Annotated in this window: 26 protein-coding genes; 21 read left to right on the forward strand and 5 right to left on the reverse strand. The window is 64.0% G+C overall.

Annotated elements, in window-relative coordinates; translation table 11 throughout:
- Window positions 1–9: 9 nt before the first annotated feature.
- The 6 genes from LB525_RS23235 (at window position 10) to LB525_RS23260 (ending at window position 5,600) form a co-directional block, all read left to right on the forward strand.
- A complete protein-coding gene (locus tag LB525_RS23235; RefSeq protein ID WP_224547548.1) occupies window positions 10–1,368 on the forward strand; it encodes a pyruvate dehydrogenase complex dihydrolipoamide acetyltransferase in 1,359 nt (452 codons plus the stop codon).
- A 130-nt stretch (window positions 1,369–1,498) separates the two neighbouring features.
- Window positions 1,499–2,137, forward strand: a complete 639-nt coding sequence (locus LB525_RS23240; RefSeq protein ID WP_224547550.1) for an SGNH/GDSL hydrolase family protein — start codon at window positions 1,499–1,501, stop codon at window positions 2,135–2,137.
- A 27-nt stretch (window positions 2,138–2,164) separates the two neighbouring features.
- Entirely contained in the window at window positions 2,165–3,631 is a 1,467-nt protein-coding gene (lpdA, locus tag LB525_RS23245) for a dihydrolipoyl dehydrogenase (RefSeq protein WP_224547552.1), read from the forward strand.
- 156 nt (window positions 3,632–3,787) lie between these two features.
- A complete protein-coding gene (locus tag LB525_RS23250) occupies window positions 3,788–4,045 on the forward strand; it encodes a GlsB/YeaQ/YmgE family stress response membrane protein (RefSeq protein ID WP_095765464.1) in 258 nt (85 codons plus the stop codon).
- A 127-nt stretch (window positions 4,046–4,172) separates the two neighbouring features.
- Complete coding sequence (lipA, locus tag LB525_RS23255) at window positions 4,173–5,138, forward strand: lipoyl synthase (RefSeq protein WP_224547554.1); 966 nt, start codon at window positions 4,173–4,175, stop codon at window positions 5,136–5,138.
- Between the two features lie 6 nt (window positions 5,139–5,144).
- Window positions 5,145–5,600 carry a type II toxin-antitoxin system RatA family toxin gene (locus LB525_RS23260; RefSeq protein WP_224530153.1) on the forward strand — a complete coding sequence of 152 codons (456 nt, stop codon included), beginning with the start codon at window positions 5,145–5,147 and terminating at the stop codon, window positions 5,598–5,600.
- Here the strand turns inward: LB525_RS23260 and LB525_RS23265 are convergent.
- Both LB525_RS23265 and LB525_RS23270 read right to left on the reverse strand, forming a co-directional pair.
- The gene (locus tag LB525_RS23265; RefSeq protein ID WP_224547556.1) at window positions 5,597–6,085 is read right to left on the reverse strand and encodes a CinA family protein; all 489 of its coding nucleotides are present in this window, start codon (window positions 6,083–6,085) and stop codon (window positions 5,597–5,599) included. The genes LB525_RS23260 and LB525_RS23265 overlap by 4 nt on opposite strands.
- The gene (locus LB525_RS23270; protein WP_224547558.1) at window positions 6,082–7,311 is read right to left on the reverse strand and encodes a bifunctional 2-C-methyl-D-erythritol 4-phosphate cytidylyltransferase/2-C-methyl-D-erythritol 2,4-cyclodiphosphate synthase; all 1,230 of its coding nucleotides are present in this window, start codon (window positions 7,309–7,311) and stop codon (window positions 6,082–6,084) included. Before LB525_RS23270 ends, LB525_RS23265 begins: the two co-directional genes overlap by 4 nt.
- A 140-nt stretch (window positions 7,312–7,451) precedes the next feature.
- Here LB525_RS23270 and dusB point away from each other — a divergent pair, with 140 nt between their 5' ends.
- The 8 genes from dusB (at window position 7,452) to hflX (ending at window position 17,560) form a co-directional block, all read left to right on the forward strand.
- Window positions 7,452–8,480 (forward strand): tRNA dihydrouridine synthase DusB, encoded by a 1,029-nt coding sequence (gene dusB / locus LB525_RS23275; RefSeq protein ID WP_224547560.1) that lies wholly within the window; start codon window positions 7,452–7,454, stop codon window positions 8,478–8,480.
- Window positions 8,477–9,619, forward strand: coding sequence for a two-component system sensor histidine kinase NtrB (locus LB525_RS23280; protein ID WP_224547562.1), 1,143 nt, complete (start codon window positions 8,477–8,479; stop codon window positions 9,617–9,619). The genes dusB and LB525_RS23280 overlap by 4 nt, the downstream gene beginning before the upstream one ends.
- The gene (gene ntrC, locus LB525_RS23285) at window positions 9,616–11,076 is read left to right on the forward strand and encodes a nitrogen regulation protein NR(I) (protein WP_095765457.1); all 1,461 of its coding nucleotides are present in this window, start codon (window positions 9,616–9,618) and stop codon (window positions 11,074–11,076) included. The genes LB525_RS23280 and ntrC overlap by 4 nt, the downstream gene beginning before the upstream one ends.
- Window positions 11,077–11,197: 121 nt before the next feature.
- Window positions 11,198–13,489 (forward strand): sensor histidine kinase NtrY-like, encoded by a 2,292-nt coding sequence (locus LB525_RS23290; RefSeq protein ID WP_224547563.1) that lies wholly within the window; start codon window positions 11,198–11,200, stop codon window positions 13,487–13,489.
- Complete coding sequence (locus LB525_RS23295; RefSeq protein WP_095765455.1) at window positions 13,479–14,840, forward strand: sigma-54-dependent transcriptional regulator; 1,362 nt, start codon at window positions 13,479–13,481, stop codon at window positions 14,838–14,840. The genes LB525_RS23290 and LB525_RS23295 overlap by 11 nt, the downstream gene beginning before the upstream one ends.
- An 81-nt stretch (window positions 14,841–14,921) precedes the next feature.
- Window positions 14,922–15,785: a D-amino-acid transaminase gene (locus tag LB525_RS23300; RefSeq protein ID WP_140843390.1), complete on the forward strand. Its 864-nt coding sequence runs from the start codon at window positions 14,922–14,924 to the stop codon at window positions 15,783–15,785.
- 143 nt (window positions 15,786–15,928) lie between these two features.
- Window positions 15,929–16,174: an RNA chaperone Hfq gene (gene hfq / locus LB525_RS23305; RefSeq protein WP_006202172.1), complete on the forward strand. Its 246-nt coding sequence runs from the start codon at window positions 15,929–15,931 to the stop codon at window positions 16,172–16,174.
- Complete coding sequence (gene hflX / locus LB525_RS23310) at window positions 16,175–17,560, forward strand: GTPase HflX (protein ID WP_224547566.1); 1,386 nt, start codon at window positions 16,175–16,177, stop codon at window positions 17,558–17,560.
- 8 nt (window positions 17,561–17,568) lie between these two features.
- Here hflX and mazG read toward each other — a convergent pair whose 3' ends face one another.
- Together mazG and LB525_RS23320 are read right to left on the reverse strand one after the other, a co-directional pair.
- The gene (gene mazG / locus LB525_RS23315; protein WP_224547568.1) at window positions 17,569–18,393 is read right to left on the reverse strand and encodes a nucleoside triphosphate pyrophosphohydrolase; all 825 of its coding nucleotides are present in this window, start codon (window positions 18,391–18,393) and stop codon (window positions 17,569–17,571) included.
- 70 nt (window positions 18,394–18,463) lie between these two features.
- On the reverse strand, window positions 18,464–19,648 hold the full coding sequence (locus tag LB525_RS23320; RefSeq protein WP_224547579.1) for an aromatic amino acid transaminase: 1,185 nt from the start codon (window positions 19,646–19,648) through the stop codon (window positions 18,464–18,466).
- Between the two features lie 133 nt (window positions 19,649–19,781).
- Here LB525_RS23320 and LB525_RS23325 point away from each other — a divergent pair, with 133 nt between their 5' ends.
- The 5 genes from LB525_RS23325 to LB525_RS23345 all read left to right on the forward strand — a co-directional run bounded on the left by LB525_RS23325 (window position 19,782) and on the right by LB525_RS23345 (window position 23,307).
- On the forward strand, window positions 19,782–20,315 hold the full coding sequence (locus LB525_RS23325; protein ID WP_411971043.1) for a sigma-70 family RNA polymerase sigma factor: 534 nt from the start codon (window positions 19,782–19,784) through the stop codon (window positions 20,313–20,315).
- The gene (locus LB525_RS23330; protein WP_224547591.1) at window positions 20,312–21,085 is read left to right on the forward strand and encodes an anti-sigma factor family protein; all 774 of its coding nucleotides are present in this window, start codon (window positions 20,312–20,314) and stop codon (window positions 21,083–21,085) included. The genes LB525_RS23325 and LB525_RS23330 overlap by 4 nt, the downstream gene beginning before the upstream one ends.
- A 36-nt stretch (window positions 21,086–21,121) precedes the next feature.
- Window positions 21,122–21,838 (forward strand): Bax inhibitor-1/YccA family protein, encoded by a 717-nt coding sequence (locus LB525_RS23335; RefSeq protein ID WP_224547593.1) that lies wholly within the window; start codon window positions 21,122–21,124, stop codon window positions 21,836–21,838.
- A gap of 179 nt (window positions 21,839–22,017) precedes the next feature.
- Window positions 22,018–22,893, forward strand: coding sequence for an aldose 1-epimerase family protein (locus LB525_RS23340; protein WP_224547595.1), 876 nt, complete (start codon window positions 22,018–22,020; stop codon window positions 22,891–22,893).
- A 3-nt stretch (window positions 22,894–22,896) separates the two neighbouring features.
- Window positions 22,897–23,307, forward strand: coding sequence for a hypothetical protein (locus LB525_RS23345; RefSeq protein WP_224547598.1), 411 nt, complete (start codon window positions 22,897–22,899; stop codon window positions 23,305–23,307).
- 16 nt (window positions 23,308–23,323) lie between these two features.
- Here LB525_RS23345 and LB525_RS23350 read toward each other — a convergent pair whose 3' ends face one another.
- Window positions 23,324–24,238, reverse strand: a complete 915-nt coding sequence (locus tag LB525_RS23350; RefSeq protein WP_224547600.1) for an agmatinase — start codon at window positions 24,236–24,238, stop codon at window positions 23,324–23,326.
- A 176-nt stretch (window positions 24,239–24,414) separates the two neighbouring features.
- Between LB525_RS23350 and LB525_RS28605 the strand changes: the two genes are divergently transcribed.
- Both LB525_RS28605 and LB525_RS23355 read left to right on the forward strand, forming a co-directional pair.
- A complete protein-coding gene (locus LB525_RS28605) occupies window positions 24,415–24,543 on the forward strand; it encodes a hypothetical protein (RefSeq protein WP_263492866.1) in 129 nt (42 codons plus the stop codon).
- Between the two features lie 47 nt (window positions 24,544–24,590).
- Window positions 24,591–24,908 (forward strand): hypothetical protein, encoded by a 318-nt coding sequence (locus LB525_RS23355; RefSeq protein WP_224547602.1) that lies wholly within the window; start codon window positions 24,591–24,593, stop codon window positions 24,906–24,908.
- Window positions 24,909–25,043: the final 135 nt, after the last annotated feature.

The raw sequence follows: 25,043 nt of genomic DNA on the forward strand, positions 1-25,043 counted from the left end.
GAGGACATCATGCCAATCAACATCACCATGCCGGCGCTCTCCCCGACCATGGAAGAGGGCAATTTGTCAAAATGGTTGGTCAAGGAAGGCGATAAGGTTTCGCCGGGTGACGTGATCGCCGAGATCGAGACCGACAAGGCGACGATGGAGGTCGAAGCCGTCGATGAAGGCACAGTCGCCAAGCTGGTGGTTCCGGCCGGCACCGAAGGCGTCAAGGTCAACGCGCTGATCGCCATCCTGGCCGGTGAAGGCGAGGATGCCGCGGCCGCTGCCAAGAGCGGCGGCGGCGCCGCGCCCAAGGCCGAAGCGCCGAAAGCGGATGCCCCGAAGGCCGAGCCGCCCAAGGAAGCTGCCAAGCCGGCAGCAGCCGCAGCGGCGCCCCCGCCGGCGAAGGCCGAGCCTGCTCCCGTCCCCAACGGCCACGCCGCCGGCGATCGGGTCTTTGCATCGCCGCTGGCCCGCCGCATCGCCAAGGACGCCGGCGTCGACGTGACGGCGCTGACCGGTTCCGGCCCGCATGGCCGCGTTGTGAAGGTCGATGTCGAGGCGGCGATCGCTTCCGGCGGCGCTCCGGCTTCGAAGGCGCCCGCCGGCACTCCGGCCGCGGCGCCCAAACCGATGTCGGACGACCAGGTGCTGAAGCTGTTCGCCGAAGGCTCCTACGAGCTCGTGCCGCACGACAATATGCGCAAGACCATCGCGCGTCGCCTGGTCGAGGCGAAGTCCACCATCCCGCATTTCTATTTGACGCTGGACTGCGAGCTCGACGCGCTGCTTGCGCTGCGCACGCAGCTCAATGCCGCAGCCCCGATGAAGAAGACCGAGAAGGGCGAGGTTCCGGCCTACAAGCTCTCGGTCAACGACATGGTCATCAAGGCCATGGCGATGGCGCTGATGGCGGTGCCGGATGCCAACGCCTCCTGGACCGAGAACGCCATGGTCAAGCACAAGCACGCCGATGTCGGCGTTGCCGTCTCGATCCCCGGCGGGCTGATCACGCCGATCATCCGGCATGCAGACGAAAAGACGCTGTCGGTCATCTCCAACGAGATGAAGGACCTGGCAAGCCGCGCCAGGAGCCGCAAGCTGAAGCCGGAAGAATATCAGGGCGGCACGACGGCGGTGTCCAATCTCGGCATGTTCGGCGTCAAGGACTTTGCCGCCGTCATCAACCCGCCGCATGCGACGATCCTGGCGGTCGGCGCCGGCGAGGAACGGGCGGTGGTCAAGAAGGGCGAGATCAGAATAGCCACCGTGATGTCGGTGACCTTGTCGACCGATCACCGCGCCGTCGACGGCGCGCTCGGCGCCGAGCTGCTCGGCGCCTTCAAGCGCTTGATCGAAAACCCGATGGGCATGCTGGTGTAAGAAGGGAAAAGGCGGTGCGGAAATTCTTCACCAGCCTTTTCACCCTGATTATTTTCAATCCCGACGGCGAGCTCTTCGCACGCCGGCGGCAGGCGCTCGCAGCCAGCTTTCGGCAAGGTGGGGCAATCGCATGAAGACAATTCTCTGTTATGGCGACTCGCTGACCTGGGGCTATGACGCCGCCAATCTCGGCCGCCATGCGCTCGAGGACCGCTGGCCGAGTGTGCTTGGGGCTGAACTCGGCAACGATGTCGAAGTCATCGCCGAAGGCCTCAACGGCCGCACCACCGCCTTCGACGACCATCTGGCCGGCGCCGATCGCAATGGCGCCCGCATTCTGCCGACGATCCTGACCAGCCATGCGCCGCTCGATCTCGTTATCGTCATGCTCGGCTCCAACGACATGAAGCCTTGGATTCACGGCAATCCGGTCGCAGCCAAGCAAGGCGTGCAGCGGCTGATCGATATCGTGCGCGGCCATGACTATCCGTTCGAATGGCCGGCGCCGCAGATCCTCATTGTCGCGCCGCCTGTCGTGACGCGCACCGACAATGCCGAATTCAAGGAAATGTTCGCCGGCGGTGACGACGCCTCCAGGCGACTTGCGGCCCAATATTCGGCGCTGGCCGACGAGGCCGGCTGCGGCTTCTTCGACGCCGGCACGGTCGCAACCACCACGCCGCTCGACGGCGTCCATCTCGATGCCGAGAACACGCGAAACATCGGCAAGGCTCTGGCGCCGCTCGTGCGCGTCATGCTCTCGCTCTAACCCTCAGAAAGATCAGGGAGAAAACCCGTGGCTGAATCCTACGACGTCATCATCATCGGCTCAGGCCCGGGCGGCTATGTCACGGCGGTGCGTTCCGCCCAGCTCGGCTTCAAGACGGCGATCGTCGAGCGCGAGCATCTTGGCGGCATCTGCCTGAATTGGGGCTGCATTCCGACCAAGGCGCTGCTGCGCTCGGCCGAGATCATGCATTATTCGGATCATCTGAAGGATTACGGGCTGAAGCTTGAAGGCGGTAAAATTATCCCCGACACCGCTGCCGTGGTCGACCGCTCGCGAAAAGTCTCGCTCAGGCTGAACACCGGCGTCGGCTTCCTGATGAAAAAGAACAAGGTCGACGTCATCTGGGGCGAGGCGAAGCTTTCCAAAGCCCCAGCCGGTGACAAACCGGGCGAGGTCGTCGTTTCGAAGACGGCGAAGAAGGCGATGGAGCCGCAGCCGCCGGTGCCGAAAGGCGTCAAGGGCGAGGGCACCTACACGGCCAAGCACATCATCCTGGCGACGGGTGCCAGGCCGCGCGCGCTGCCCGGCATCGAGCCGGACGGCAAGCTGATCTGGACCTATTTCGAGGCCATGGTGCCAAAGGAAATGCCGAAATCGCTGCTGGTGATGGGCTCGGGCGCCATCGGCATCGAATTCGCCTCCTTCTACCGCACCATGGGCGCCGATGTGACGGTGGTCGAGCTGCTGCCGGCGGTGATGCCGGTCGAGGACGCCGAAGTCTCGAAATTCGCGCAGAAACAGTTCGAGAAGCAGGGCATGAAGATCCTCCTCGAAGCCAAGGTGACCAAGGTCGAAAAGGGCGCCAATTCGGTCACCGCGTATGTCGAGATGAAGGACGGCAAGGTCGAGAAGATCACCGCCGACCGCATGATCTCGGCCGTCGGCGTGCAGGGCAATATCGAGAATCTCGGCCTGGAAGCACTTGGCGTGAAGACGGACCGCGGCTGCGTGGCCGTCGACGGCTACGGCAAGACCAATGTGCCCGGCATCTACGCGATCGGCGACGTCGCCGGCCCGCCCATGCTCGCCCACAAGGCTGAGCATGAAGGCGTCGTCTGCGTCGAGAAGATAGCCAATTTCCCGGGCGTCCACCCCATCGACAAGCTGAAGATCCCCGGCTGCACCTATTGCAGCCCGCAGGTCGCTTCCGTCGGCCTGACCGAAGCGAAGGCCAAGGCGGACGGCAAGGACATCCGCGTCGGCCGCTTCCCGTTCAGCGCCAACGGCAAGGCCATCGCGCTCGGCGAGGACCAGGGCTTCGTCAAAACCATCTTCGACAAGAAGACCGGCCAGTTGCTCGGCGCGCACATGGTCGGCGCCGAGGTGACCGAGCTCATCCAAGGTTTTGTCGTGGCGATGAACCTAGAGACGACCGAGGAAGAGCTGATGCATACGATCTTCCCGCATCCGACACTGTCGGAGATGATGAAGGAGAGCGTGCTCGACGCCTATGGCCGCGTTTTGAACGCCTGATGAGCCACCAATCGGTGATAAGTCATCAATCGGTGATCGATGGCCAATCCGTGCTAACGTGGTCGGGTGAGACTCACACGCGGCAGCCGGAGAAAGCTGACGGCAAGGCGGTTCGTATCCGGATGCATTTTCACCTGATCGAGGAGGAATTGGCACATGCATATGAATGGCGTCGGCTGGATCGCAGCCATCATCGTCGGCGGCCTGGCGGGCTGGCTGGCCGAGATGGTCATGAAGAGCAACACCGGTATCTTCATGAACATCATCATGGGGATCGTCGGCGCGATAGTGCTGAACGCGATCCTGCAGGCTCTCAACATCCAGTCGTTCGGCGTCGGCTGGGTCGCCTATCTGATCACCGGCTTCATCGGCGCCTGCCTGCTGATCTTCGTCGGACGGCTCGTGCGTCGCTGACCGAAGCCAACGTTATGCGAAAATGGCCGTGGCGGCATGCGCTGCCGCGGCCTTTTTCTTTGTCTCGAAAAGTCCTAGATGACGCAAGACAGGCGGCTGGCGAAATCGCGGCCGCGAAGGGTTTGAGATGGTCACAGTCGTAGACACGATCGCCAACCGGCCGCGCCCGCGGCATCCCGAGAAGGCGCACCGGCCCGACCAGGAGGTGCTGCGCAAGCCCGACTGGATCCGCGTCAAGGCGCCGGTTTCCAAGGGCTATGCCGAAACGCGCGAGATCGTGAAGTCGCACAAGCTGGTGACGGTGTGCGAGGAGGCCGGTTGCCCGAATATCGGCGAATGCTGGGACAAGAAGCACGCCACCTTCATGATCATGGGCGAGATCTGCACGCGCGCCTGCGCCTTCTGCAATGTCGCGACTGGCATCCCGACCGCGCTCGATCCGGATGAGCCGGCGCGCGTGGCGCACGCCGTCAAGCAGATGGGATTGAGCCATGTCGTCATCACCTCCGTCGACCGCGACGATCTTGACGACGGCGGCGCGCAGCATTTCGCCGAAGTCATCCGCGCCATCCGCAAGGCAACGCCTTCGACGACGATCGAGATCCTGACGCCCGACTTCTTGCGCAAGGACGGCGCGCTGGAGATCGTCGTTGCGGCCAAGCCCGATGTCTTCAACCACAATCTCGAAACCGTGCCGTCGAATTACCTGACGGTTCGCCCCGGCGCGCGTTATTTCCATTCGATCCGGCTTTTGCAGCGGGTCAAGGAACTCGACCCCTCGATCTTCACCAAATCCGGCATCATGGTCGGCCTCGGCGAGGCGCGGAACGAGGTGCTGCAGTTGATGGACGATCTGCGTTCGGCCAATGTCGACTTCATGACCATCGGCCAGTATCTGCAGCCTTCCAAGAAGCACCATCCGGTGATCCGCTTTATCCCGCCGGACGAGTTCAAGTCCTATGAGACGATCGGCAAGACGAAGGGTTTTCTCCTCATGGCGTCGAGCCCGCTGACCCGCTCCTCGCACCATGCCGGCGAGGATTTCGCCAGGCTCCGCGCGGCGCGCGAGGCGCAGCTCGCGAAGGCCAGCTGACCTTCAATGCCGAAATTCGAGGCGACACGCCGCGTCGCGCATACGCCCGACGAGATGTTCGCGCTGGTGGCGGACATCGAGGCTTACCCGCAATTCCTGCCGCTCTGCGAATCCCTCACCGTGCGCTCGCGCAAGGAGCGTGACGGCCGCACCATCCTGGTTGCCGACATGAGCATCGGCTACAAGGCGATCCGCGAGACCTTTACGACCCAGGTGCTGCTGAAGCCCGACGAGAAAGCGATCGACGTCAAATACATAGACGGCCCGTTCAAATATCTCAGCAATATCTGGCGCTTCGATCCCGCGGCCAGCGGCTGCGAGGTGCATTTCTTCATCGACTACGAATTCAAGAGCCGCATACTCGGCGCCGTGATGGGCACGATGTTCGACCGTGCCTTCCGCATGTTCTCGGAAGCCTTCGAGAAACGGGCAAACGTGATTTACGGTCCAAAGCCCGCCTAACGTTCGCCGAGCGCGCGCAAGCCGAGTTGCAGCGCATGCCGCACCGTCTCGTGCCGGATGAATTCGCGGCCCTTGTGGCCGAACAACTGCCGCTCAGCGATAACCGGTTGTCCTGCAAGCGCTATCCCGAACCAGACAAGACCGACCGGCTTGTCGGCCGAGCCGCCGCTGGGGCCGGCAATGCCGGTGACGGCGAGCGACAGGCTCGCTTGCGAATGCGCCAGCGCGCCTGCGGCCATCTCCAGCACCGTCTCGCGCGACACCGCTCCATGCGCGTCGAGCGTGGCGGCGGAGATGCCGAGCATCTCCATCTTTGCTTCGTTGGAATAAGTGACGAAGCCGCGATCGACCACGGCGGAAGACCCGGCGATATCGGTGAGCGCCGCGATGATCAGGCCGCCGGTGCAGCTTTCGGCCGTCGCCAACATGATGCCGCGCTGCTGGCAGGCCTGGAGCAGGGCATTTGCGAGTTCGGCGTTGCTCATGCCGGCACCTCGCCCGGATAGACGACACTGGCGGTGGCGATCGCGGCGATACCTTCGCCGCGCCCGACAAAGCCGAGCTTCTCGTTGGTTGTCGCCTTGATCGAAATGCGCTCGGGCGCGATGCCGAGCATGGCTGCGAGCGCTTGCGTCATTGCCGCGCGATGCGGCCCGACGCGCGGCGCCTCGCAGATCAGCGTGATGTCGGCATTGGCGATACGGCCGCCGCGCTCGCGCACCAGCTTCGCCGCGTGCTCGACGAAGATCTTCGAGGCAGCACCCTTCCATTGCGGGTCTGATGGCGGGAAATGCGTGCCGATATCGCCGGCGCCGCAGGTGGCGAGCAGCGCGTCCGTCAGCGCGTGAAGCGCGACATCGGCGTCCGAATGGCCGGAGAGTTTGCGATCATATGGAATAGCGACGCCGCAGAGCGTTACATGGTCGCCGGGCTCGAACGCGTGCACGTCATAGCCGTTGCCGGTGCGAATATCCGGGAAGCGCTGCTGCGCGCTCGAAAGCCGCTGGTCGGCCAATGCGATGTCCCTTGCCCAGGTGAGTTTGACGTTGTCCGGCGATCCGGGAACGATCTTGACCGGTATCTGTGCCCATTCAGCGATCGCCGCGTCGTCGGTGAATTCCGTCTTGCCCAGATGATGCGCCTTCTCATGCGCCGCGAGCAGCGGCCAGAACGGAAAGCCCTGCGGCGTCTGCGCGGCATGAAGGCCGGCTCTCGACACCGTCTCGTCGATCATGCCGGCGGCCGATTCCCGCTTCAGCGTGTCGGCGACAGGCAGCGCCGGCAACGCGCCTTGGCGCTCGCCGATGGCTTCGATGGTGCGGTCGATCAGCCCGGCGTCGACGAAGGGTCGCACGGCGTCATGCACCAGCACTTTTGCCGGTGCCTGGTCCCTCAGCGCCAGGAGGCCGAGCCGCACGGACGCCTGGCGCGAAGGGCCGCCGATAACGGCGACAAGACGATTGCCATGCGCTTCGGCCGCGCGTTGGAAGAGTTCGGCGTCGTCGGCATGGATGGCGACGACCACGGGACCGATCATCGGATGGGAGAGGAAGGTATCCAACGTATGCGCGATGACGGCACGGCCGCCGATGCGCTGATATTGCTTCGGACCGTCCGCCTGTCCGGCGCGCGCGCCACGGCCGGCGGCAACGATCACCACCCCGATCCCGCCATTCAGGCCTGTCGCTTGCTTTTCACTTGCCTCGCTCATTCCGATCGGTCCTAGTCGGGGTGATGGCCGAAGGCCAGCTTTTTCCAAAATGCGCCTTAATGTGACGTCATTGCGCGTTGCACAATGCCACACTTCTGGCTAGAGAATGTGCAACGATCGAACATGCTTGGTTTTTGTGCATGGCTGAACTGACCACATTGGCATCGCCTCTTGATGTCGGCGGCGTGAAAATCCGTAATCGGGTTTTCCTGGCGCCGATGTCGGGCATCACCGACGAGCCGTTCCGGCAGCGCGCGTACGGGCATGGCGCGGGATTGGTCGTTTCGGAAATGGTGGCGAGCGGCGAACTGGCCAAGGGCAGGGCAGGTTGCGACCTTCGCATCCGTCATTCCGGCCTGCCGGTGCATATGGTGCAGCTTGCCGGCCGCGAGGCGGTGCACATGGCCGAGGGCGCGCGAATCGCGGCGGGCGAGAGCGCCGACATCATCGATATCAATATGGGCTGCCCGGCGAAGAAGGTGACCGGCGGCTATGCCGGCTCGGCGCTGATGCGCGACCTCGACCATGCGCTGTCGCTGATCGAGGCGGTGGTCGGCGCCGTTTCGGTGCCGGTGACGGTCAAGATGCGGCTCGGCTGGGACGAAAGCGCGCTCAACGCGCCGATGCTGGCGCGGCGCGCCGAACAGGCCGGCGTCAGCATGGTGACCGTGCATGGCCGCACGCGCTGCCAATTCTATCAAGGCAAGGCCGACTGGCGCGCCATCGCCCGCGTCAAGCAAGCCGTCTCGATCCCGGTCGTGGCCAATGGCGATGTCGGCTCGCCGGAAGAGGCGGCGACAATCCTCGAACAGTCCGGCGCCGACGCGGTGATGATCGGTCGCGCGCATTACGGCGCGCCGTGGATTGCAGGAAGCATCGCCTCAATTGCCGGTGGTGTATCTGCGCCCGGCATTCCGCACGCGCCGCAGGCGCTCGCCGACTATGTCGTGTCGCATTACGAGGACATGCTCTCGCTCTACGGCGCCGAAAGCGGCCTGCGTCAGGCGCGCAAGCATCTCGGCTGGTATCTCGACCGTCACGCTTCCGATGTCTCAGCCGAGCAGCGCAAAGCCATTCTCACGTCCTTCAAGCCGGGTGAAGTCGTGGCCGAATTGTGCCGTGTCTTCGCCGATGGCGCGCAACCGACCAGCCTGCGGAGCGCGGCATGAAGGCGGACGTGCCACAGCAGCCCGATATGGCGGATGCCGCCAACATCGTGCTCAACACCATCCGCCGCCCGGTGATCATGGTCGATCCGGACGGCTTCATCACATTCGCCAACGCCGATGCCGAGGACTTCTTTCGCTCCAGCGCGAATATGCTCGCCCGCAACACGCTGTCCAAGCTGGTGCCCTTTGGGAGTCCGTTGCTGACGCTGGTCGACCAAGTGCGCGAACGCCGCGCGCCGGTCAACGAATACCGCGTCGACGTCTCGTCGCCGCGCCTCGGCATCGAAAAGATGGTCGATCTCTATGTCGCGCCGGTGCCGGAATTTCCGGGCTCGGTCGTCGTCATGTTCCAGGAACGGTCGATGGCCGACAAGATCGACCGCCAGATGACGCATCGCGGCGCGGCGCGCTCCGTCACCGGCCTTGCCGCGATGCTGGCGCATGAGATCAAGAACCCGCTCTCCGGCATTCGCGGCGCCGCCCAGTTGCTCGAGCTTTCCGCCTCCGACGAAGATCGCGCGCTGACCCGCCTGATCACCGACGAGACCGACCGCATCGTCTCGCTGGTCGACCGCATGGAAGTGTTCTCCGATGAGCGGCCGATCGAGCGCTATCCGGTCAACATCCACGTCGTGCTCGACCATGTGAAGGCGATTGCCAAGAACGGTTTTGCAAGACGGATCAAGATCTTGGAGGAATATGATCCATCATTGCCTCCGGTCTTCGCCAACCGCGATCAGCTGATCCAGGTCTTTCTCAATCTGGTCAAGAACGCTGCCGAGGCGATCGGCGCCGACCCGCAGGGCGAGATCGTGCTGTCGACGGCCTTCCGCCCAGGCATCCGCGTCTCGGTGCCCGGAACGCAGGACCGAGTGTCGTTGCCGCTGGAATTCTGCGTGCATGACAACGGTCCCGGCGTTTCCGAGGACATCCTGCCGATCCTGTTCGATCCGTTCATCACCACCAAGCCGAACGGCTCCGGACTTGGCCTTGCGCTGGTCGCCAAGATCGTCGGCGAGCATGGCGGGATCATCGAATGCGATTCGACGCCGCGCGGGACGACGTTTCGCATCCTGCTTCCAGCCTGGAAGGAGGCCGCACCAAGCACCGGCGATGAAGCTGAAGGAGACCGCACATGACCGCTCGCGGCAATATTCTCGTCGCCGATGACGATGCGGCCATCCGCACCGTGCTCAACCAGGCGCTGTCACGCGTCGGCCACGAGGTGCGCGTGACCTCCAATGCCTCGACGCTGTGGCGTTGGGTTGCGGCGGGCGAGGGCGATCTCGTCATCACCGACGTGGTGATGCCCGACGAAAACGCCTTCGACATGCTGCCGCGCATCAAGAAGGCGCGGCCCGAGCTGCCGGTCATCGTCATGAGCGCCCAGAACACGTTCATGACCGCCATCCGCGCCTCCGAGACCGGCGCCTACGAATATCTGCCGAAGCCGTTCGACCTGACGGAGCTGCTCAACATCGTCAGCCGGGCGCTGGCCGAGCCGAAGCGGCCGAAGCTCGATGGCCGCGCAGAAGACCAGCCGGAGACGATGCCGCTGGTCGGCCGATCCGCCGCCATGCAGGACATCTACCGCATGCTGGCGCGCATGATGCAGACCGACCTCACGGTCATGATCAGCGGCGAGTCCGGCACCGGCAAGGAGCTGGTGGCGCGCGCGCTGCACGAATATGGCCGCCGTCGCGGCGGCCCGTTCGTGGCCATCAACATGGCGGCGATCCCGCGCGACCTGATCGAATCGGAATTGTTCGGCCACGAGAAGGGCGCCTTCACCGGAGCACAGAACCGCTCCAGCGGCCGGTTCGAACAGGCCGAGGGCGGCACGCTGTTCCTCGACGAGATCGGCGACATGCCGATGGAAGCGCAGACCCGGCTGCTGCGCGTGCTGCAGCAGGGCGAATACACCACTGTCGGCGGCCGCACGCCGATCAAGACCGACGTCCGTATCGTCGCGGCCACAAACAAGGACCTGCGCACGCTCATCAACCAGGGCCTGTTCCGCGAGGACCTGTTCTATCGTCTCAACGTCGTGCCGCTCAGGCTGCCGGCGCTGCGCGAGCGTTCCGAGGACATTCCCGACCTGGTGCGGCATTTCTTCAAGCAGGGCGCCAGCGAGGGCCTGCAGACCAAGCGCATATCCTCCGGCGGCATCGAGCTTATGAAACGCTATCCCTGGCCGGGCAATGTGCGCGAGCTTGAAAACCTGGTGCGCCGGCTGGCCGCCCTCTACTCGCAGGACGAGATTTCATCGGAAATCATAGAATCGGAGCTGAAAACCGGCGAAAGGCCGGTCGTGCCGGACGGCGGCGCGCTCATCCCCGACGATCTGTCGATCGGCCAGGCTGTCGAGCATTTCCTGCAGCGCTACTTCGCCTCCTTCGCCGGCGAATTGCCGCCGGCCGGGCTCTACCAGCGCATTCTTGCCGAGGTCGAGTATCCGCTGGTGCTGGCTTCGATGACGGCGACGCGCGGCAACCAGATCAAGGCGGCGGAGCTTTTGGGGCTCAACCGCAACACGCTGCGCAAGAAGATCCGCGAGCTCGGCGTCAACGTCTACAAATCAGCCAGGCAGCCGTAACGTCACCTCGTCCCGTCGGTGAATTTTGTCTGGGAAAGATTATCTTCCCGGCCACACTTGTTGCATAATCGCCACAATGCGTTGCATACATCCGACGCGATGACCGACTCCGTACCGCGACATGGCAGCTGAGGCTCCGACCCTGACCCAACCGCTTTTCAACCAGACCGGCACGCGTGACGGGCGACGGTTGCTGGCGTTGCCCGGCGTGGTCGCCATTGCCGGCGCGGTGATCACGGCGGCCATATCGTTTGCGATCCTGGTCGGCGCAACGCCGATCGCGCCGACCGCTGACGCGACCTGGGCCCTGATCGCGGCCAATGCCGTCTTTGTGCTGTTCCTCATCGCCTTGATCGCGCGCGAGGTGCGACGCATCGTGCTGGCGCGGCGCCACGGCAGGGCTGCCTCGCGGCTGCATGTGCGCATCGTCGCCATGTTCGCTCTGGTCGCCGCCATCCCGGCCATCATGGTGGCGATCATCGCCTCGATCACGCTCGACATCGGTCTCGACCGCTGGTTCGAAATCCGCACCAAGACGATCGTCAACTCGTCGCTGTCGATCGCCGACGCCTATGTGCAGGAGAACGCGCGTAACCTGCAGGGCACGACATTGTCGATGGCATACGATCTCGATGCCTCGCGCACGCTTTACGGTCTCGACAAGGGCGGTTTCCTCGATCTGTTGAACAAGGAGGCCGTCGGGCGCGGCCTGGCGCATGCGGCCCTTATCAAGCCGGACGGCTCGTTCGTCATGAACGCCAAGACCGACGCCGACTTCCCCATGCCCGAGCCGCCCTCGGGCGCTGTCGACACCGCGGCCGAGGGCAAGCCGGTGCTGATAGAACCGCGCACCCGCAACATCATGGGCGCCATTATCAAGCTGCGCGAGATCGAAGGGCTTTACCTCTACACGATCCGGCTGGTTGATCCCGACGTGATCAAGGCGCGCCAGATCGTCAGGGGCAACACCGACGAATACCGCAACCTGGAAGACAATCGCCGGACCTCGCAGGTCGCCTTCGCGTTGCCTTATCTGTCGCTCACGCTGATCATCACGCTCTCGGCGATCTGGACTGGCATCGCGGTCGCCGACCGGATCGTGCGGCCGATCCGCCAGCTGATCGGCGCCGCCGACGAGGTGGCGACCGGCAATCTCGACGTTGCCGTTCCAGTGCGCCAGTCCGATGGCGACGTCGCCTCGCTCGGCGAGACCTTCAACAACATGATCCTGGAGCTCAAGTCGCAACGCAACGAGCTGCTCTCGGCCAAGGATCTGATCGATGAGCGCCGGCGTTTCTCCGAGGCGGTGCTTGCCGGCGTCACTGCCGGCGTCATCGGCGTCGACCCCTACGGCATCATCACCATCGTCAATCGCTCGGCCGAGACCATGCTGACGATTTCGGCGAATGCGACGCTCGGCCAGAACCTTTCGACAGTCCTGCCGCTTGTCGGTCGCGTGTTCGAGATCGGGCGGCAGTCCGGCAAGCCGGTCTATCGCGAGCAGGTGACCTTCTTCCGCACCGGTCTGGAGCGCACCTTCAATGTCCAGGTAACGGTCGAATCCGGCGACGACGGCGAAGAAGAGAAATCCTATGTGGTGACGGTCGACGACATCACCGATCTCGTCCAGGCGCAGCGTTCGTCGGCCTGGGCCGATGTGGCGCGGCGCATCGCGCATGAGATCAAGAACCCGCTGACGCCGATCCAGCTTTCGGCCGAGCGCATCAGGCGCCGCTACGGCAAGGTCATCACCGAGGATCGCGAGGTGTTCGACCAGTGCACCGACACCATCATCCGCCAGGTCGAGGACATCGGCCGCATGGTCGACGAATTCTCGGCCTTCGCCCGCATGCCGAAGCCGGAGATGAAGGCGATCGACCTTCGTGAGTCGTTGCGCGAGGCGTCTTTCCTGGTCGAGGTCAGCCGCTCGGACATTGCCTTCCAGCGCGATTTCGGCAGTGAGCCGTTGAAAGGCACTTTCGACAGCCGCCTGATGGCTCAGGCCTTCGGCAACGTCATCAAGAACGCGGCCGAGGCGATCGACGGACTTGATGCGCAGGACCGTTCGGGCGGCACAATCCGGATTCAGGCTGGACGGCAAGATGGCGCCATACGAATCGACGTTATCGATAACGGCAAGGGGCTGCCGCGCGAGAATCGTCAAAGGCTTCTCGAGCCCTATATGACGACGCGCGAGAAGGGCACCGGGCTTGGCCTCGCTATCGTCAAAAAGATCGTGGAGGACCATGGCGGCCGTCTCGAATTGCACGACGCGCCAGCGGATTTTCATGGCGGCCGGGGCGCGATGATCTCGATCATCCTGCCCCCGGCCACGATCGTAGCCGCGCCGCCACGCGGTGAAGGTCGAAGCGAACACGAACGAGAAACTGAAAAGGTCGGTAATGGCGTCTGACATTCTCATCGTCGATGACGAGGAAGACATCCGCGAACTTGTCGCCGGTATATTGAGCGACGAGGGTCACGAAACCCGCACGGCCCATGATGCCGACAGCGCGCTTGCGGCGATTGCCGATCGCGCGCCGCGGCTGATTTTCCTCGATATCTGGCTGCAGGGCTCGCGCCTCGATGGCCTGGCGCTGCTCGACGAGATCAAGACCATGCATCCGAACATGCCGGTGGTCATGATCTCCGGCCACGGCAACATCGAAACGGCGGTGTCGGCCATCCGGCGCGGCGCGTATGATTTCATCGAGAAGCCGTTCAAGGCCGATCGCCTCATCCTGATCGCCGAGCGCGCCCTGGAAACGTCCAAGCTGCGACGCGAGGTCTCCGACCTCAAGCAGCGCAGCGGCGAGACTTTCGACCTGATCGGCATGTCGTCGGCGATGAGCCAGCTGCGGCAGACCATCGAGCGCGTCGCGCCGACCAACAGCCGCGTCATGATCATCGGCCCCTCCGGCTCAGGCAAGGAACTGACGGCGCGGGCCATCCACACGCTGTCGTCGCGCAAGTCCGGTCCGTTCGTCACGCTGAGCGCGGCCACCATCACGCCCGAGCGCATGGAGATCGAGCTGTTCGGTACCGAATCGAACGGCACCGAGCGCAAGGTCGGCGCGCTGGAAGAGGCGCATCGCGGCATCCTCTACATCGACGAAGTCGCCGATATGCCGCGCGAAACGCAAAACAAGATCCTGCGCGTGCTGGTCGAGCAGCAATTCGAGCGGGTAGGCGGCACCAAGCGCGTCAAGGTCGATGTCCGCATCATTTCCTCGACCTCGCAGAACCTCGAAGCAATGATTGCCGACGGCCGCTTCCGCGAGGATCTTTACCATCGCCTGGCGGTGGTTCCGGTCATAGTGCCGGGGCTCGCTGAGCGGCGCGAGGACATTCCCTACCTCGTCGACAACTTCATGAAGCAGATTGCGCGCCAGGCCGGCATAAGGCCGCGCCGCATCGGCGACGATGCGCTGGCCGTGCTGCAGGCGCACAACTGGCCGGGCAACGTTCGCCAATTGCGCAACAATGTCGAGCGGCTGATGATCCTGGCGCGTGGCGAAGACGCCGATGCGCCGATCACCGCCGACCTTCTGCCGTCCGAGATCGGCGACGTCATGCCGCGTACGCCCAACCAGTCGGACCAGCACATCATGGCGCTGCCGCTGCGCGAGGCCCGCGAGCAATTCGAGAAGGACTACCTGATCGCCCAGATCAACCGCTTCGGCGGCAATATCTCGAAGACCGCCGAGTTCATCGGCATGGAACGATCGGCACTCCACCGCAAGCTGAAGTCGCTAGGTGTGTAGCGATCCCTTGGCCCACGCGATTGTTCATTACGGCAGGGGCGGAATCGCCTAAGAAAGCCGGATATTTTCCTGAGGATGCCCATGCCGCGCATTGCCTATGTCAACGGCCGCTATGTCGTCCATGCTCAAGCCAGCGTCCATATCGAGGATCGCGGCTACCAATTCGCGGACGGCGTCTATGAGGTTTGCGAGGTGGCGCGCGGCCATATCGTCGACATGCCGCGCCATCTTGCCAGGCTCAAGCGCTCGCTGAAGGAACTGTCCATCGCCTGGCCAGTCTCGGAAAGCGTCTTGCCGATGCTGCTGCGCGAGGTGGTCAATCGCAACGGCGTGGTCGACGGCCTTGTCTATGTGCAGGTGACGCGCGGCGTCGCCAGCCGCGAGTTCGTGTTTCCGCCCGCGGGCACAAGGCCTTCCCTGGTCATAACCGCCAGGAAAGCCGATCCGGCCGCGAGCGCGAAGCGGGTGGAGACCGGCATCAAGGTCATCACCGTCCCGGAGAATCGCTGGGACCGCGTCGACATCAAGAGCACCGGCCTCTTGCCCAATGTGCTCGCCAAGCAGAAGGCCAAGGAAGCCGGCGCCCAGGAAGCGTGGTTCGTCGACACCGACGGCAACGTCAAGGAAGGCGGCTCGTCCAACGCCTGGATCGTCACCCGGGACGGCGTCCTTGTGACCCGGCCGGCCGAGCATGGCATCCTGCGCGGCATCACTCGTACGACGCTTTTCGATGTCGCCGCCAAGCTTGGCCTCAAGATCGAGGAACGCGGGTTTTCGGTCGCCGAAGCCAAGGCGGCAAGGGAAGCATTCATCAGTTCGGCGACCACAATCGCCATGCCGGTCGTCGAAATCGACGGGGCGCCGATCGCAAATGGCCATCCCGGTTCGATGACACTTTCGTTGCGGCAGGCCTTTTTTCACGTTGCGGAAAAAAGTCCAGCCTGATAACCGCACAACTGGAAGTAACCTCAACTATCTCATTCTGCTTGCCATTGTGTCGGCAAGAGGGGGTTTGCGCGCTTGACAGGTGCCTCGTAATTTGGCGCATTGGCCCGTAAACCGAAGGGGATCGGCGAAAGACAAGAAAAATGGCGGAACGATCGCAAAACCTTCAGGACCTGTTCCTGAATTCAGTTCGCAAGAGCAAAAATCCACTTACCATCTTCCTCATCAACGGTGTGAAGCTGACTGGCGTCGTCACTTCGTTCGACAATTTTTGTGTGTTGTTGCGGCGCGACGGGCACTCCCAGCTCGTCTACAAGCACGCTATTTCCACGATCATGCCGAGCCAGCCGGTTCAGATGTTCGATGGCGAGGAAAGCCAGGGCGCCTGATTGGCACGTGATAAGGACGCGGACCGCAGCGTTCGCGGAAAACAAGGACATCAACTCGGGCCGGAATCCAAGGATCCGACCCGCGCAGTGGTCATTGTGCCGGTGCTTACCCGCCAGCCGCGCGACGATGAGTCGAGCCGTCCGCGCCTGAGCCGTTCGGCGGATGCACGCCACGACGAAGCGGTCGGACTTGCCAGCGCCATCGACCTCAACCCGGTTCACACCGCGGTGGTGACGGTTGCCGATCCGCGGCCGGCCACGCTGCTCGGCAGCGGCAAGGTTGCTGAATTTGCTGAAATCGTGAAGGAGCGCAAGGCGGAGCTGGTCATCGTCGACCATCCGCTGACGCCGGTGCAGCAGCGCAATCTCGAAAAGGAACTGAACGCCAAGGTCCTCGATCGCACCGGGCTCATCCTCGAGATCTTCGGCGAGCGGGCGCGCACCAAGGAAGGCACGCTGCAGGTCGAGCTTGCGCATCTTAACTACCAGAAGGGTCGTCTGGTGCGAAGCTGGACCCACCTCGAGCGGCAGCGCGGCGGCGCCGGCTTCCTCGGCGGTCCGGGCGAAACCCAGATCGAATCCGACAGGCGCATCCTGCAGGACAAGATCACCAAGCTGAAGCACGAGTTGGAGACGGTTCGGCGCACGCGCGACCTGCACCGCGCCAAGCGCAAGAAGGTGCCGTTCCCGGTAGTGGCGATCGTCGGCTACACCAATGCCGGCAAGTCGACGCTGTTCAACCGGCTGACCGGGGCAGGGGTGCTGGCCGAGGACATGCTGTTCGCAACGCTCGATCCGACGCTGCGGCGCGTGCGGCTGCCGCACGGCACACCGGTTATCCTGTCGGACACGGTGGGTTTTATTTCCGACCTGCCGACGCATCTGGTGGCGGCCTTCCGGGCAACGCTGGAAGAAGTCGTCGAGGCGGATCTGGTGCTGCATCTGCGCGACATCTCCGATCCGGACACCGCCGCCCAGGCCGAGGACGTCGAACGCATCCTCGGCGATCTCGGCGTCGACGCTGCCGATGCGAACCGCGTGATCGAGGTCTGGAACAAGGTCGACCTGCTCGACGAAGGCAATCGCGAGCGACTGCTTGCCGAGAGCGCCAGCGGCAAGGCGCCGCCGATCTCTATATCGGCCGTCACCGGCGAAGGAATCGACGCGCTGAAAGCGCTCATCGAGACGCGCGTGTCGGGCGAGCTGGAAAGGATGACGGTGACGTTGAGCCCCGCCCAGCTTGGCCAGGTCGACTGGCTCTACCGCAACGGCGACGTCATTTCGCGCACCGACAATGAAGACGGCAGTGTCACGCTCTCGCTGACAGCCACGCACAGCGCCAGGCAAGAGATAGAGAACCGCCTGCATCGCAAGAGCGGCAGCTAACCGGCTGTTTATTTGGTGCTTTTGGCCTGCTGCCAGAGCGCTTCCATCTCGTCGAGCGTTGCCTTCTCCAGCGACTTGCCCGAGGCCTCCAGAGCCTGCTCGACATAGTGGAATCGCGAACGGAACTTTTCGTTGGTGCCGCTGAGCGCGGCTTCGGAATCGAGCTTGAGGTGGCGGCCGAGATTGACGATAGCAAACAGCATGTCGCCGAACTCGTCCTTGATAGGTGCGGCGTCACCGGTGGCGAGCGCCTGGCGCAATTCGGCGATCTCTTCCTCTATCTTGTCGAGGATGGGAGCTGCCTCGCTCCAGTCGAAGCCGACGCGTGCCGCCTTTTCCTGCAGTTTCAGGGCACGCGTCAGGGCAGGGAGCGCTACCGGCACGCTGTCGAGATAGCCCTTGCCGTGATCCTCCGGGTCGAGACCACGGGCGATGCGGGCATCGCGCTTCTCGGCTTTTTCAACCGCCTTGATCTTCTCCCACATGCCCTTGGCCATGCCGGCGCTGCGCGCCTTCTCGTCGCCGAAGACGTGCGGATGGCGGCGGATCATCTTGGTGGTGATGGCCTCGACGACATCGCCGAAAGCGAACTCGCCGATCTCCTCAGCCATCTGCGCGTGATAGACGACCTGCAGCAGCAGGTCGCCCAGTTCCTCGCGCAGATCGTCGAGATCGCCGCGCGCGATCGCATCGGCCACTTCATAGGCTTCCTCGATCGTGTAGGGCGCGATGGTAGCGAAATTCTGCTCGATATCCCAAGGGCAGCCGGTCTTCGGCGCCCGCAGCGCCGCCATGATCTCGATCAGCCGGGAAATGTCCTTGGAGGGCTTCATGATTTGAGCCTATCCCGCGGCCAGCGTCCGACCAATCCTGGCCGGACACCGAAACGAGTTGTCCACAGCCTCAGTCGAGCACCGAGACGATCGCCTTGGCGAGATCGTCCATGCCGTTCTCCGGCAGGCCGGCCACGTTGATGCGGCTGTCGCCGACCATATAGACGGCGTGCTCGGCACGCAGGCGTTCGACCTGCGCCTCGGTCAACCCAAGCCTCGAAAACATGCCACGATGGCTGGCGACGAAATCGAAGCGGTCGGAATTGGACTGCCGGCGCAACGCCTCGGCAAAAGCGACGCGCAGCCTGAGCATGCGCAGCCGCATCTCCTCGAGCTCCGTCTCCCAGCCCTTCCTCAGGGCGGCGTCTTCGAGCACCATGCGCACCGCCGCCGCGCCGTGATCCGGCGGCATCGAATACAGCGCGCGCGCCGCCGCCAGCATCTGGCTCATCGCCACATCTGCCTGCGCGCCGTCCTTGGCCATGATCATCGCCGCGCCCACGCGGTCGCGATAGACGGCGAAATTCTTCGAGCAGCTCGAGGCGACGACCATTTCCGGCACCTTGCCGGCCAGCAGCCGCAGACCGGCGGCGTCGGCATCGAGGCCTTCGCCAAAGCCCTGATAGGCGATGTCGACGAAAGGCAGCAAGCCGCGATCCAAAAGCACATCGGCGACCTTGGCCCATTGCGCGATATCGAGGTTGGCGCCGGTCGGGTTGTGACAGCAGCCATGCAGGAGCACGACATCGCCGCTGTTGGCAACTTTCAGCGCCGCCAGCATCTCGTCGAAGCGGACAGCGCCCGATGCGGCATCGAAATAGGGATAGTCGCGAACCTGCAGACCAGCGGCGCGCATCACCGGCAGATGGTTCGGCCAGGTCGGATCGGACAGCCAAACCGTCGCGCCGGGGCGCGTGCGCTGCACGAGCTCGGCCACCAGCCTGAGCGCGCCCGATCCGCCCGGCGCCTGTGCCGCGCGGATGCGCGAATGGTCGGACTTCTCGCCAAAGGCGAGCTTGATCATGGCGGCGTTGAAGCCGGTGTCGCCGGCAAGGCCGAGATAGGTTTTGGTGTCCTGGCTCGCCAGCAGCCGCTTCTCGGCCTCGCGCACCGCGCGCATCACCGGCGTCTTGCCGTCGATATCCTTGTAGACGCCGACGCCGAGGTCGACTTTGCCGGGCCGTGGGTCGTTGCGATAAAGGCCGATCAAGGCAAGGATCTTGTCGGCGGGCGCGGGCTGCAGGGTCTCGAACATCGAAAAGGACTCCAATGGCGGCGGAGTGATACGCAAATCGATCCCGCCGCGCCAGCGGTTTCCGCTATGGCGGCAACACGAAAAGAAATGCCGGGCAGGGGATTAAAACCCCTACATGCTCCGTAAACAGGGCATGAAACGGTCGATGGCACGCTTCGATATCGTCGGGCAGTTGGGTTCGGTGCGGCGCTATGCCCGCTCGCTGACGCGCGACAGCACTGAGGCCGAGGATCTCGTCCATGACGCGCTGGTGCGCGCCTATGAGCGGCGCGCGACCTTCCGGTCAAGCGGCAATCTGCGCGCCTGGCTGCTGGCGATCGTGCACAACGTCTTCATCGACCGCATGCGCTCGCGCCGCTCCGAGGCGGCGCGCATCGAACAGGCCGGCCTTGTCGCCGACCAGAGCGTGCCGGCGTCGCAGGACCATTCGGTTCGCCTGTCGCAGGTCCGGGAAGCGTTTCTTTCGCTGCCGGAGGAACAGCGCTCCGCGCTGCACCTCGTCGCCATCGAAGGGCTTTCCTATCAGCAGGCCGCCGAAGTCATCGGCGTGCCGCTCGGAACGCTGATGTCACGCATCGGCCGCGCGCGTGCCGCGCTGCGCGAGATGGAAGAGGGCGCGGCGCCAAAAGCCAGGCCTCATCTCAGGATCGTGGGAGACGATCAATGACCGCTACTGTCGACCCCGTGACCGATGCCGATCTCGACGCCTATGTCGACGATCAGCTGGATGTCGCCCGCCGCATCGAGGTCGAGGCGCACCTCGCCGCGCGCCCGGAAGTGGCGGCGCGCGTGATGTCCGATCTGAGGACGCGCGACGAACTGCGCGTCGCGCTTGCCGGCCCTGTCGGCAGGGCGCGTCCGGCCACGACAGAAGCGGCGCGCCGGCTGGAAAGAGGCCTTGCCAGGGGACGCATGCTTGCCGTGCTGCAGCGGGCGGCGGCAGCGGCCGTCCTGGTCGCGGCAGGCTGGCTTGCCAACGGCGCCTTCGGGCCGATCGCCGTGACCAAGGTGGTCGCCTCGACGCAGCCGCCGGCCTATGTCGAGGATGCGGTCCGGGCGCACAGGACGACCTTGGTGCGCGAGACGATGCCGTCGCAGCAGGAGGCGCCGGGCTACGATCCCGACGAGATTCGCGCCGCCACCGCGATCGTCATGCCGTCGCTGCCTGACGACTGGAAGATTCGCGACGTCCAGGTCTATCCCTCGCAATTCGGGCCGAGCGTCGAGGTAGCGGTCGACACCAAGGACCTCGGTCTTGTCTCGTTGTTCGCCATCAGGCCGGGCAGGTTCGATGTGGTGAAGCCGACGATCGCGCCCTCCGACGACATCTCAACCGCGTATTTCCAGATCGGCGAGGTCGCCTATGCGGTGGTCGGACGCGGCGACGCCGGAAGCCTCGACCGTGCCGCCGAGAAACTCGCCAGAACTCTCTACTGAAAACAAACCCTCTACCGAGAACCAAGGAGAAACCGAATGAACAGCCCCAATCTGGGATACCGAATGGGCACCGGCGTCCAGGCCGGAGCCGTCTATGACGAGGGCCTGCGCAAGCACATGCTGCGCGTCTACAATTATATGGGCCTCGGTCTCGTCGTTACCGGCCTCGTCGCCTTCTTCGTGGCCTCGACGCCGGCGCTTTATGTACCGATCTTCTCCAGCCCGCTGAAATGGGTGGTGATGCTGGCGCCGCTCGCCTTCGTCATGCTGTTCTCGTTCAGGATGCAGACCATGTCGGCCGCGAGCGCGCAGGCGATGTTCTGGGCCTTCTGCGCGGTCATGGGCCTGTCGCTCGCCTCGGTGTTCCTGGTCTTCACGTCGACCAGCATCGCGCGCACCTTCTTCATCGCCGCCACGATGTTCGGCGCCACCAGCCTTTACGGCTACACGACCAGCCGCGACCTGACGCAGTTCTCGTCCTTCCTGATCATGGGCCTGATAGGCGTGGTGATCGCCAGCCTGGTCAACCTGTTCCTCGGCTCGACCGCGCTGCAATTCGCCATCTCGGTGATCGGCATCGCCGTGTTCATCGGCCTGACCGCCTGGGACACGCAGACGATCAAGGAGCAATATGCCGAGAATTTCGATGCGGAATCGCAGCAGAAGCTTGCCGTCTTCGGCGCCTTCTCGCTCTATCTGAACTTCATCAACATCTTCCAGCTGCTGCTGAATTTCACCGGCGAGCGCGAATAGGCCGGACCGCAGCAGGCAACACTGCTGACCTCGCCACGGCCGGAGGGAAACCTCCGGCCACTTTTTTGTCGACTGCGCACCAAGCGTTGACGACCAAGGGGCGATCTGCCTGCCGCGCTTGAGTTCACGCGCGGCCTTTTGCTAGCCTGCCGGCCAAACCTGCCAGCCGCGAGGACGCAATGGACCAGCTGATGTTTCACGCTGACGGCATTTCGGCGACCATCGTCGGGCAGGGGGCCGAACTGGTCTCGCTGCGCGATGGTGAAGGCACCGAGCTTCTGTGGCAGGCAGGCCCCGCCTGGCGTCGTCATTCGCCCGTGCTGTTCCCAATCGTCGGCCGGCTCAAAGGCGATCAGCTGCGGCATCGCGGCCAAACCTATCCGATGACGCAGCACGGCTTTGCCCGCGACCGGCGCTTTGCCTGGGCGGAGCAGGGGCCGGCCTCCTGCACATTGGTCCTGACGGACGACGCCGAGACGCGAACGCACTATCCCTTCGCCTTTCGTCTCGCCATCAGCTACGAGCTGAAACCACGGCAACTCGGCGTGACCTTGGAGATCGCCAATACCGGCGACGAGCCTCTGCCGGCCTCGATCGGCGCGCATCCGGCGTTCAACTGGCCGCTGTTGCCGGAACTGCCGAAGGAAGCCTATCGGGTGACCTTCGCCGAAAATGAGCCGGCGCCGGTCCGCCGTCTGAAAGATGGCCTGTTATTGCCGGCGCCGCAGCCGACGCCCATCGAGGGCAGGACGCTGCCGCTATCCGAAAGGCTGTTCGACGACGACGCCGTCATCCTCGACAAGCCGGTGAGCGAGAGCGTGCGCTACGCCGCCGGCCGCGGGCCGGCGATCGAGATGTCGTGGCAGGGATTCAATGAGCTGGGCATCTGGTCCAAGCCTGGCGGCGCGCCCTTCCTGTGCATCGAGCCCTGGCACGGCATCGCCAGTCCCATCGATTTCGATGGCGAGTTCGGCGACAAGCCGGGCCTGATGCTGATCGAGCCGGCCGGCCGGCGCGTGCTGAGTTACCGGATCGGCCTCAGCCGGGAACCGTAGGGCATGGCATACGCCATCAAGACCCAGATCCAGGACCCGGCGGCGGAGAGATTCGTGTTCGCCGCGCAGAAAACCATGTATGGCGGCAAGCGCATCGCCGAGGGCGACGTCATCTACCTGTTCGCCAGCGAGAACGAAGGCGGGCGAGGGCTTGTCGCGCGCGGCGTCGTGACATCCTCCGAGGCCACCCCCGGGCGTCCGGATCTCGAACGGCAGACGCCGCGCGTCACCGTTGCCGTCCGCCGCACCGCCCTGGCGACGAGACATTTGGGTCGCAATGAGCTCAAGCGCTTCAAGGATTGGCAGGACGGCCGGCCCGAGACCGAGCTCAATTTCAAATTCTACCGCCAGGCGACCAACAAGATCGTCGGCATCTCGGACGTGACGGCGGCGTTTCTGAACTGCTTTTTCTAGACCATCCGATCGGATCTCAGCCGGTCTGCCGGACAATGGCGCCGATCGCGTTGACAACAAGACGCGACGCGGTGATGGCCGACAGACCGTCAATGTCGGCGGGAGGATAGAGCTCGACAAGGTCGAATCCCGCAATCCTCGCCCGCTTGCCGAGGCCTGCGATCAGGTCGATCGCCTGCGTGTAGCTGAGGCCGCCAGGCGTGCGCGCGGCCACGCCCGGCATGATCGATGGATCGAGGCTGTCGCAGTCAAGGGTGACGACGACGCGCGCGCCTTCCGGAATATGCCGCAAAGCGGCTTCGACGCCCTGGGCGTGAACCTCGCGAGCCGTGACGAAGCGGCTGCCGTAGCGCCGCGCCGCTTCAATTTCGCCGATGCGTGCGCTGCCGACACTGCGCAGGCCGACCTGCACCATGCCGGCGACATGCGCCATCTCGCTCGCCCGCCGCATCGGGCTCGAATAGCCGTAGCGTTCGCCATGCACCTCGTCGCGCCAATCGATATGGGCGTCGATCTGCAGGATCCAGATTGGCCCGTGATCGGCAAAGCCGGCGAGGAAGGGAATGACGACGGAATCGTCGCCGCCAAGCAGGATCGGCACCGCCGGCAGTACCAGCACCTCGCGCGTCTTCGCCTCGATACGGGCCCGGTTGCCGGCATTGTCATGCATGGTGGTCAAGACATCGCCGGCATCGACGCAGCAGACCGGTCCGCCATCGAACAGCGGACCGCCGAGGTCGAAATCCCAGCGATCGAAGAGCGGTGCATCGTCCTGGCTCGCGGCGCGGATGGCATCGGCGGCCAAGGCCTGGCCGCTGCTGTCCTGGCCCGGATAAGTGGTCCCGTGACCGGCTCCAAAAATCACGGCGCGGGGCACGCGGCCGTCGGCGAGGCGATCGGGAAAGCCGAGAAAGCAAGGCGAGGCAGTCATTTTCTGGACGCTTTCATTGTTGCGGCGCCGGGCTATGGCAGCTTGGGGCAGGGTAATTGCTTCGGCCTGGAGCCTTGCGACAATTCGCATCTCAGGCAACAAATGGGTTACCGTGATGGAGAGTATTATATTCTCGGTGGCTCTGTTGGTTACCGCCTTTTCGCCTGCGGTAGCCAATGAGAAACTACACGTCTGCCGAAACTTTCAACACCGATCGCCAGAGCAACATCATGGTCAGCTGCGCGCTCGACGCGACCGCCCGGCAGGCGCTGAACCTCGATGATGAGCTGTCGGATCTCAACTGAGACGCTGAGCGGGACATCTCGATGACGATATCAACCCCGGAGGTATAGTGCCAAAGCTCTCATGGCGGGCAGGGCTCATTTTCGGCCTGTGCGCGACGCCTGTCGCCCTGCTGCTGGCACTCTTCTCCGCCGGAGCCGGGCATGGCCACTGGGTCTTGGCGCGCGCGCTCTATCCGATACCGATGCTGGTGACGCTGTTGACGGACAAAACCGTCACCAGCCTGTCCGTGGGGCTGGCTTTGGTACAGTTTCCGGCCTATGGCGCATTCGTTGCCCCGGGCGGCGGCGTCCGATGGCCGGCGGTCGTCGTAGCCCACGCTGTTGCGATGGCGGCTGCCTTCAGCGGCATTCTCGACTATTTCTAGGGCGTAACGGCAACTTGACCGGCATGCGTTTTTACCGCCACGTTAGAGCGCTGATCATGCGGCATTGCTAAACACGGTCTTCAGCACCAAGGGACAAACCGCATTGAGGCCTTCGACCATAATAGGCTGGATGAT

Origin of the sequence: Mesorhizobium sp. CA16, assembly GCF_020165175.1 — a bacterium.
GTDB lineage: Bacteria > Pseudomonadota > Alphaproteobacteria > Rhizobiales > Rhizobiaceae > Mesorhizobium.

What these genes read in the sequence shown, in the direction of transcription:
- LB525_RS23235 (WP_224547548.1), top strand. Translation starts at nt 10, where the DNA reads ATGCCAATCAACATCACCATGCCGGCGCTCTCCCCGACCATGGAAGAG.
- LB525_RS23240 (WP_224547550.1), top strand. Translation starts at nt 1,499, where the DNA reads ATGAAGACAATTCTCTGTTATGGCGACTCGCTGACCTGGGGCTATGAC.
- LB525_RS23250 (WP_095765464.1), top strand. Translation starts at nt 3,788, where the DNA reads ATGCATATGAATGGCGTCGGCTGGATCGCAGCCATCATCGTCGGCGGC.
- lipA (WP_224547554.1), top strand. Translation starts at nt 4,173, where the DNA reads ATGGTCACAGTCGTAGACACGATCGCCAACCGGCCGCGCCCGCGGCAT.
- LB525_RS23260 (WP_224530153.1), top strand. Translation starts at nt 5,145, where the DNA reads ATGCCGAAATTCGAGGCGACACGCCGCGTCGCGCATACGCCCGACGAG.
- LB525_RS23265 (WP_224547556.1), bottom strand. Translation starts at nt 6,085, where the DNA reads ATGAGCAACGCCGAACTCGCAAATGCCCTGCTCCAGGCCTGCCAGCAG.
- LB525_RS23270 (WP_224547558.1), bottom strand. Translation starts at nt 7,311, where the DNA reads ATGAGCGAGGCAAGTGAAAAGCAAGCGACAGGCCTGAATGGCGGGATC.
- dusB (WP_224547560.1), top strand. Translation starts at nt 7,452, where the DNA reads ATGGCTGAACTGACCACATTGGCATCGCCTCTTGATGTCGGCGGCGTG.
- LB525_RS23280 (WP_224547562.1), top strand. Translation starts at nt 8,477, where the DNA reads ATGAAGGCGGACGTGCCACAGCAGCCCGATATGGCGGATGCCGCCAAC.
- ntrC (WP_095765457.1), top strand. Translation starts at nt 9,616, where the DNA reads ATGACCGCTCGCGGCAATATTCTCGTCGCCGATGACGATGCGGCCATC.
- LB525_RS23290 (WP_224547563.1), top strand. Translation starts at nt 11,198, where the DNA reads ATGGCAGCTGAGGCTCCGACCCTGACCCAACCGCTTTTCAACCAGACC.
- LB525_RS23295 (WP_095765455.1), top strand. Translation starts at nt 13,479, where the DNA reads ATGGCGTCTGACATTCTCATCGTCGATGACGAGGAAGACATCCGCGAA.
- LB525_RS23300 (WP_140843390.1), top strand. Translation starts at nt 14,922, where the DNA reads ATGCCGCGCATTGCCTATGTCAACGGCCGCTATGTCGTCCATGCTCAA.
- hfq (WP_006202172.1), top strand. Translation starts at nt 15,929, where the DNA reads ATGGCGGAACGATCGCAAAACCTTCAGGACCTGTTCCTGAATTCAGTT.
- mazG (WP_224547568.1), bottom strand. Translation starts at nt 18,393, where the DNA reads ATGAAGCCCTCCAAGGACATTTCCCGGCTGATCGAGATCATGGCGGCG.
- LB525_RS23320 (WP_224547579.1), bottom strand. Translation starts at nt 19,648, where the DNA reads ATGTTCGAGACCCTGCAGCCCGCGCCCGCCGACAAGATCCTTGCCTTG.
- LB525_RS23325 (WP_411971043.1), top strand. Translation starts at nt 19,782, where the DNA reads ATGAAACGGTCGATGGCACGCTTCGATATCGTCGGGCAGTTGGGTTCG.
- LB525_RS23330 (WP_224547591.1), top strand. Translation starts at nt 20,312, where the DNA reads ATGACCGCTACTGTCGACCCCGTGACCGATGCCGATCTCGACGCCTAT.
- LB525_RS23335 (WP_224547593.1), top strand. Translation starts at nt 21,122, where the DNA reads ATGAACAGCCCCAATCTGGGATACCGAATGGGCACCGGCGTCCAGGCC.
- LB525_RS23340 (WP_224547595.1), top strand. Translation starts at nt 22,018, where the DNA reads ATGGACCAGCTGATGTTTCACGCTGACGGCATTTCGGCGACCATCGTC.
- LB525_RS23345 (WP_224547598.1), top strand. Translation starts at nt 22,897, where the DNA reads ATGGCATACGCCATCAAGACCCAGATCCAGGACCCGGCGGCGGAGAGA.
- LB525_RS23350 (WP_224547600.1), bottom strand. Translation starts at nt 24,238, where the DNA reads ATGACTGCCTCGCCTTGCTTTCTCGGCTTTCCCGATCGCCTCGCCGAC.
- LB525_RS28605 (WP_263492866.1), top strand. Translation starts at nt 24,415, where the DNA reads ATGAGAAACTACACGTCTGCCGAAACTTTCAACACCGATCGCCAGAGC.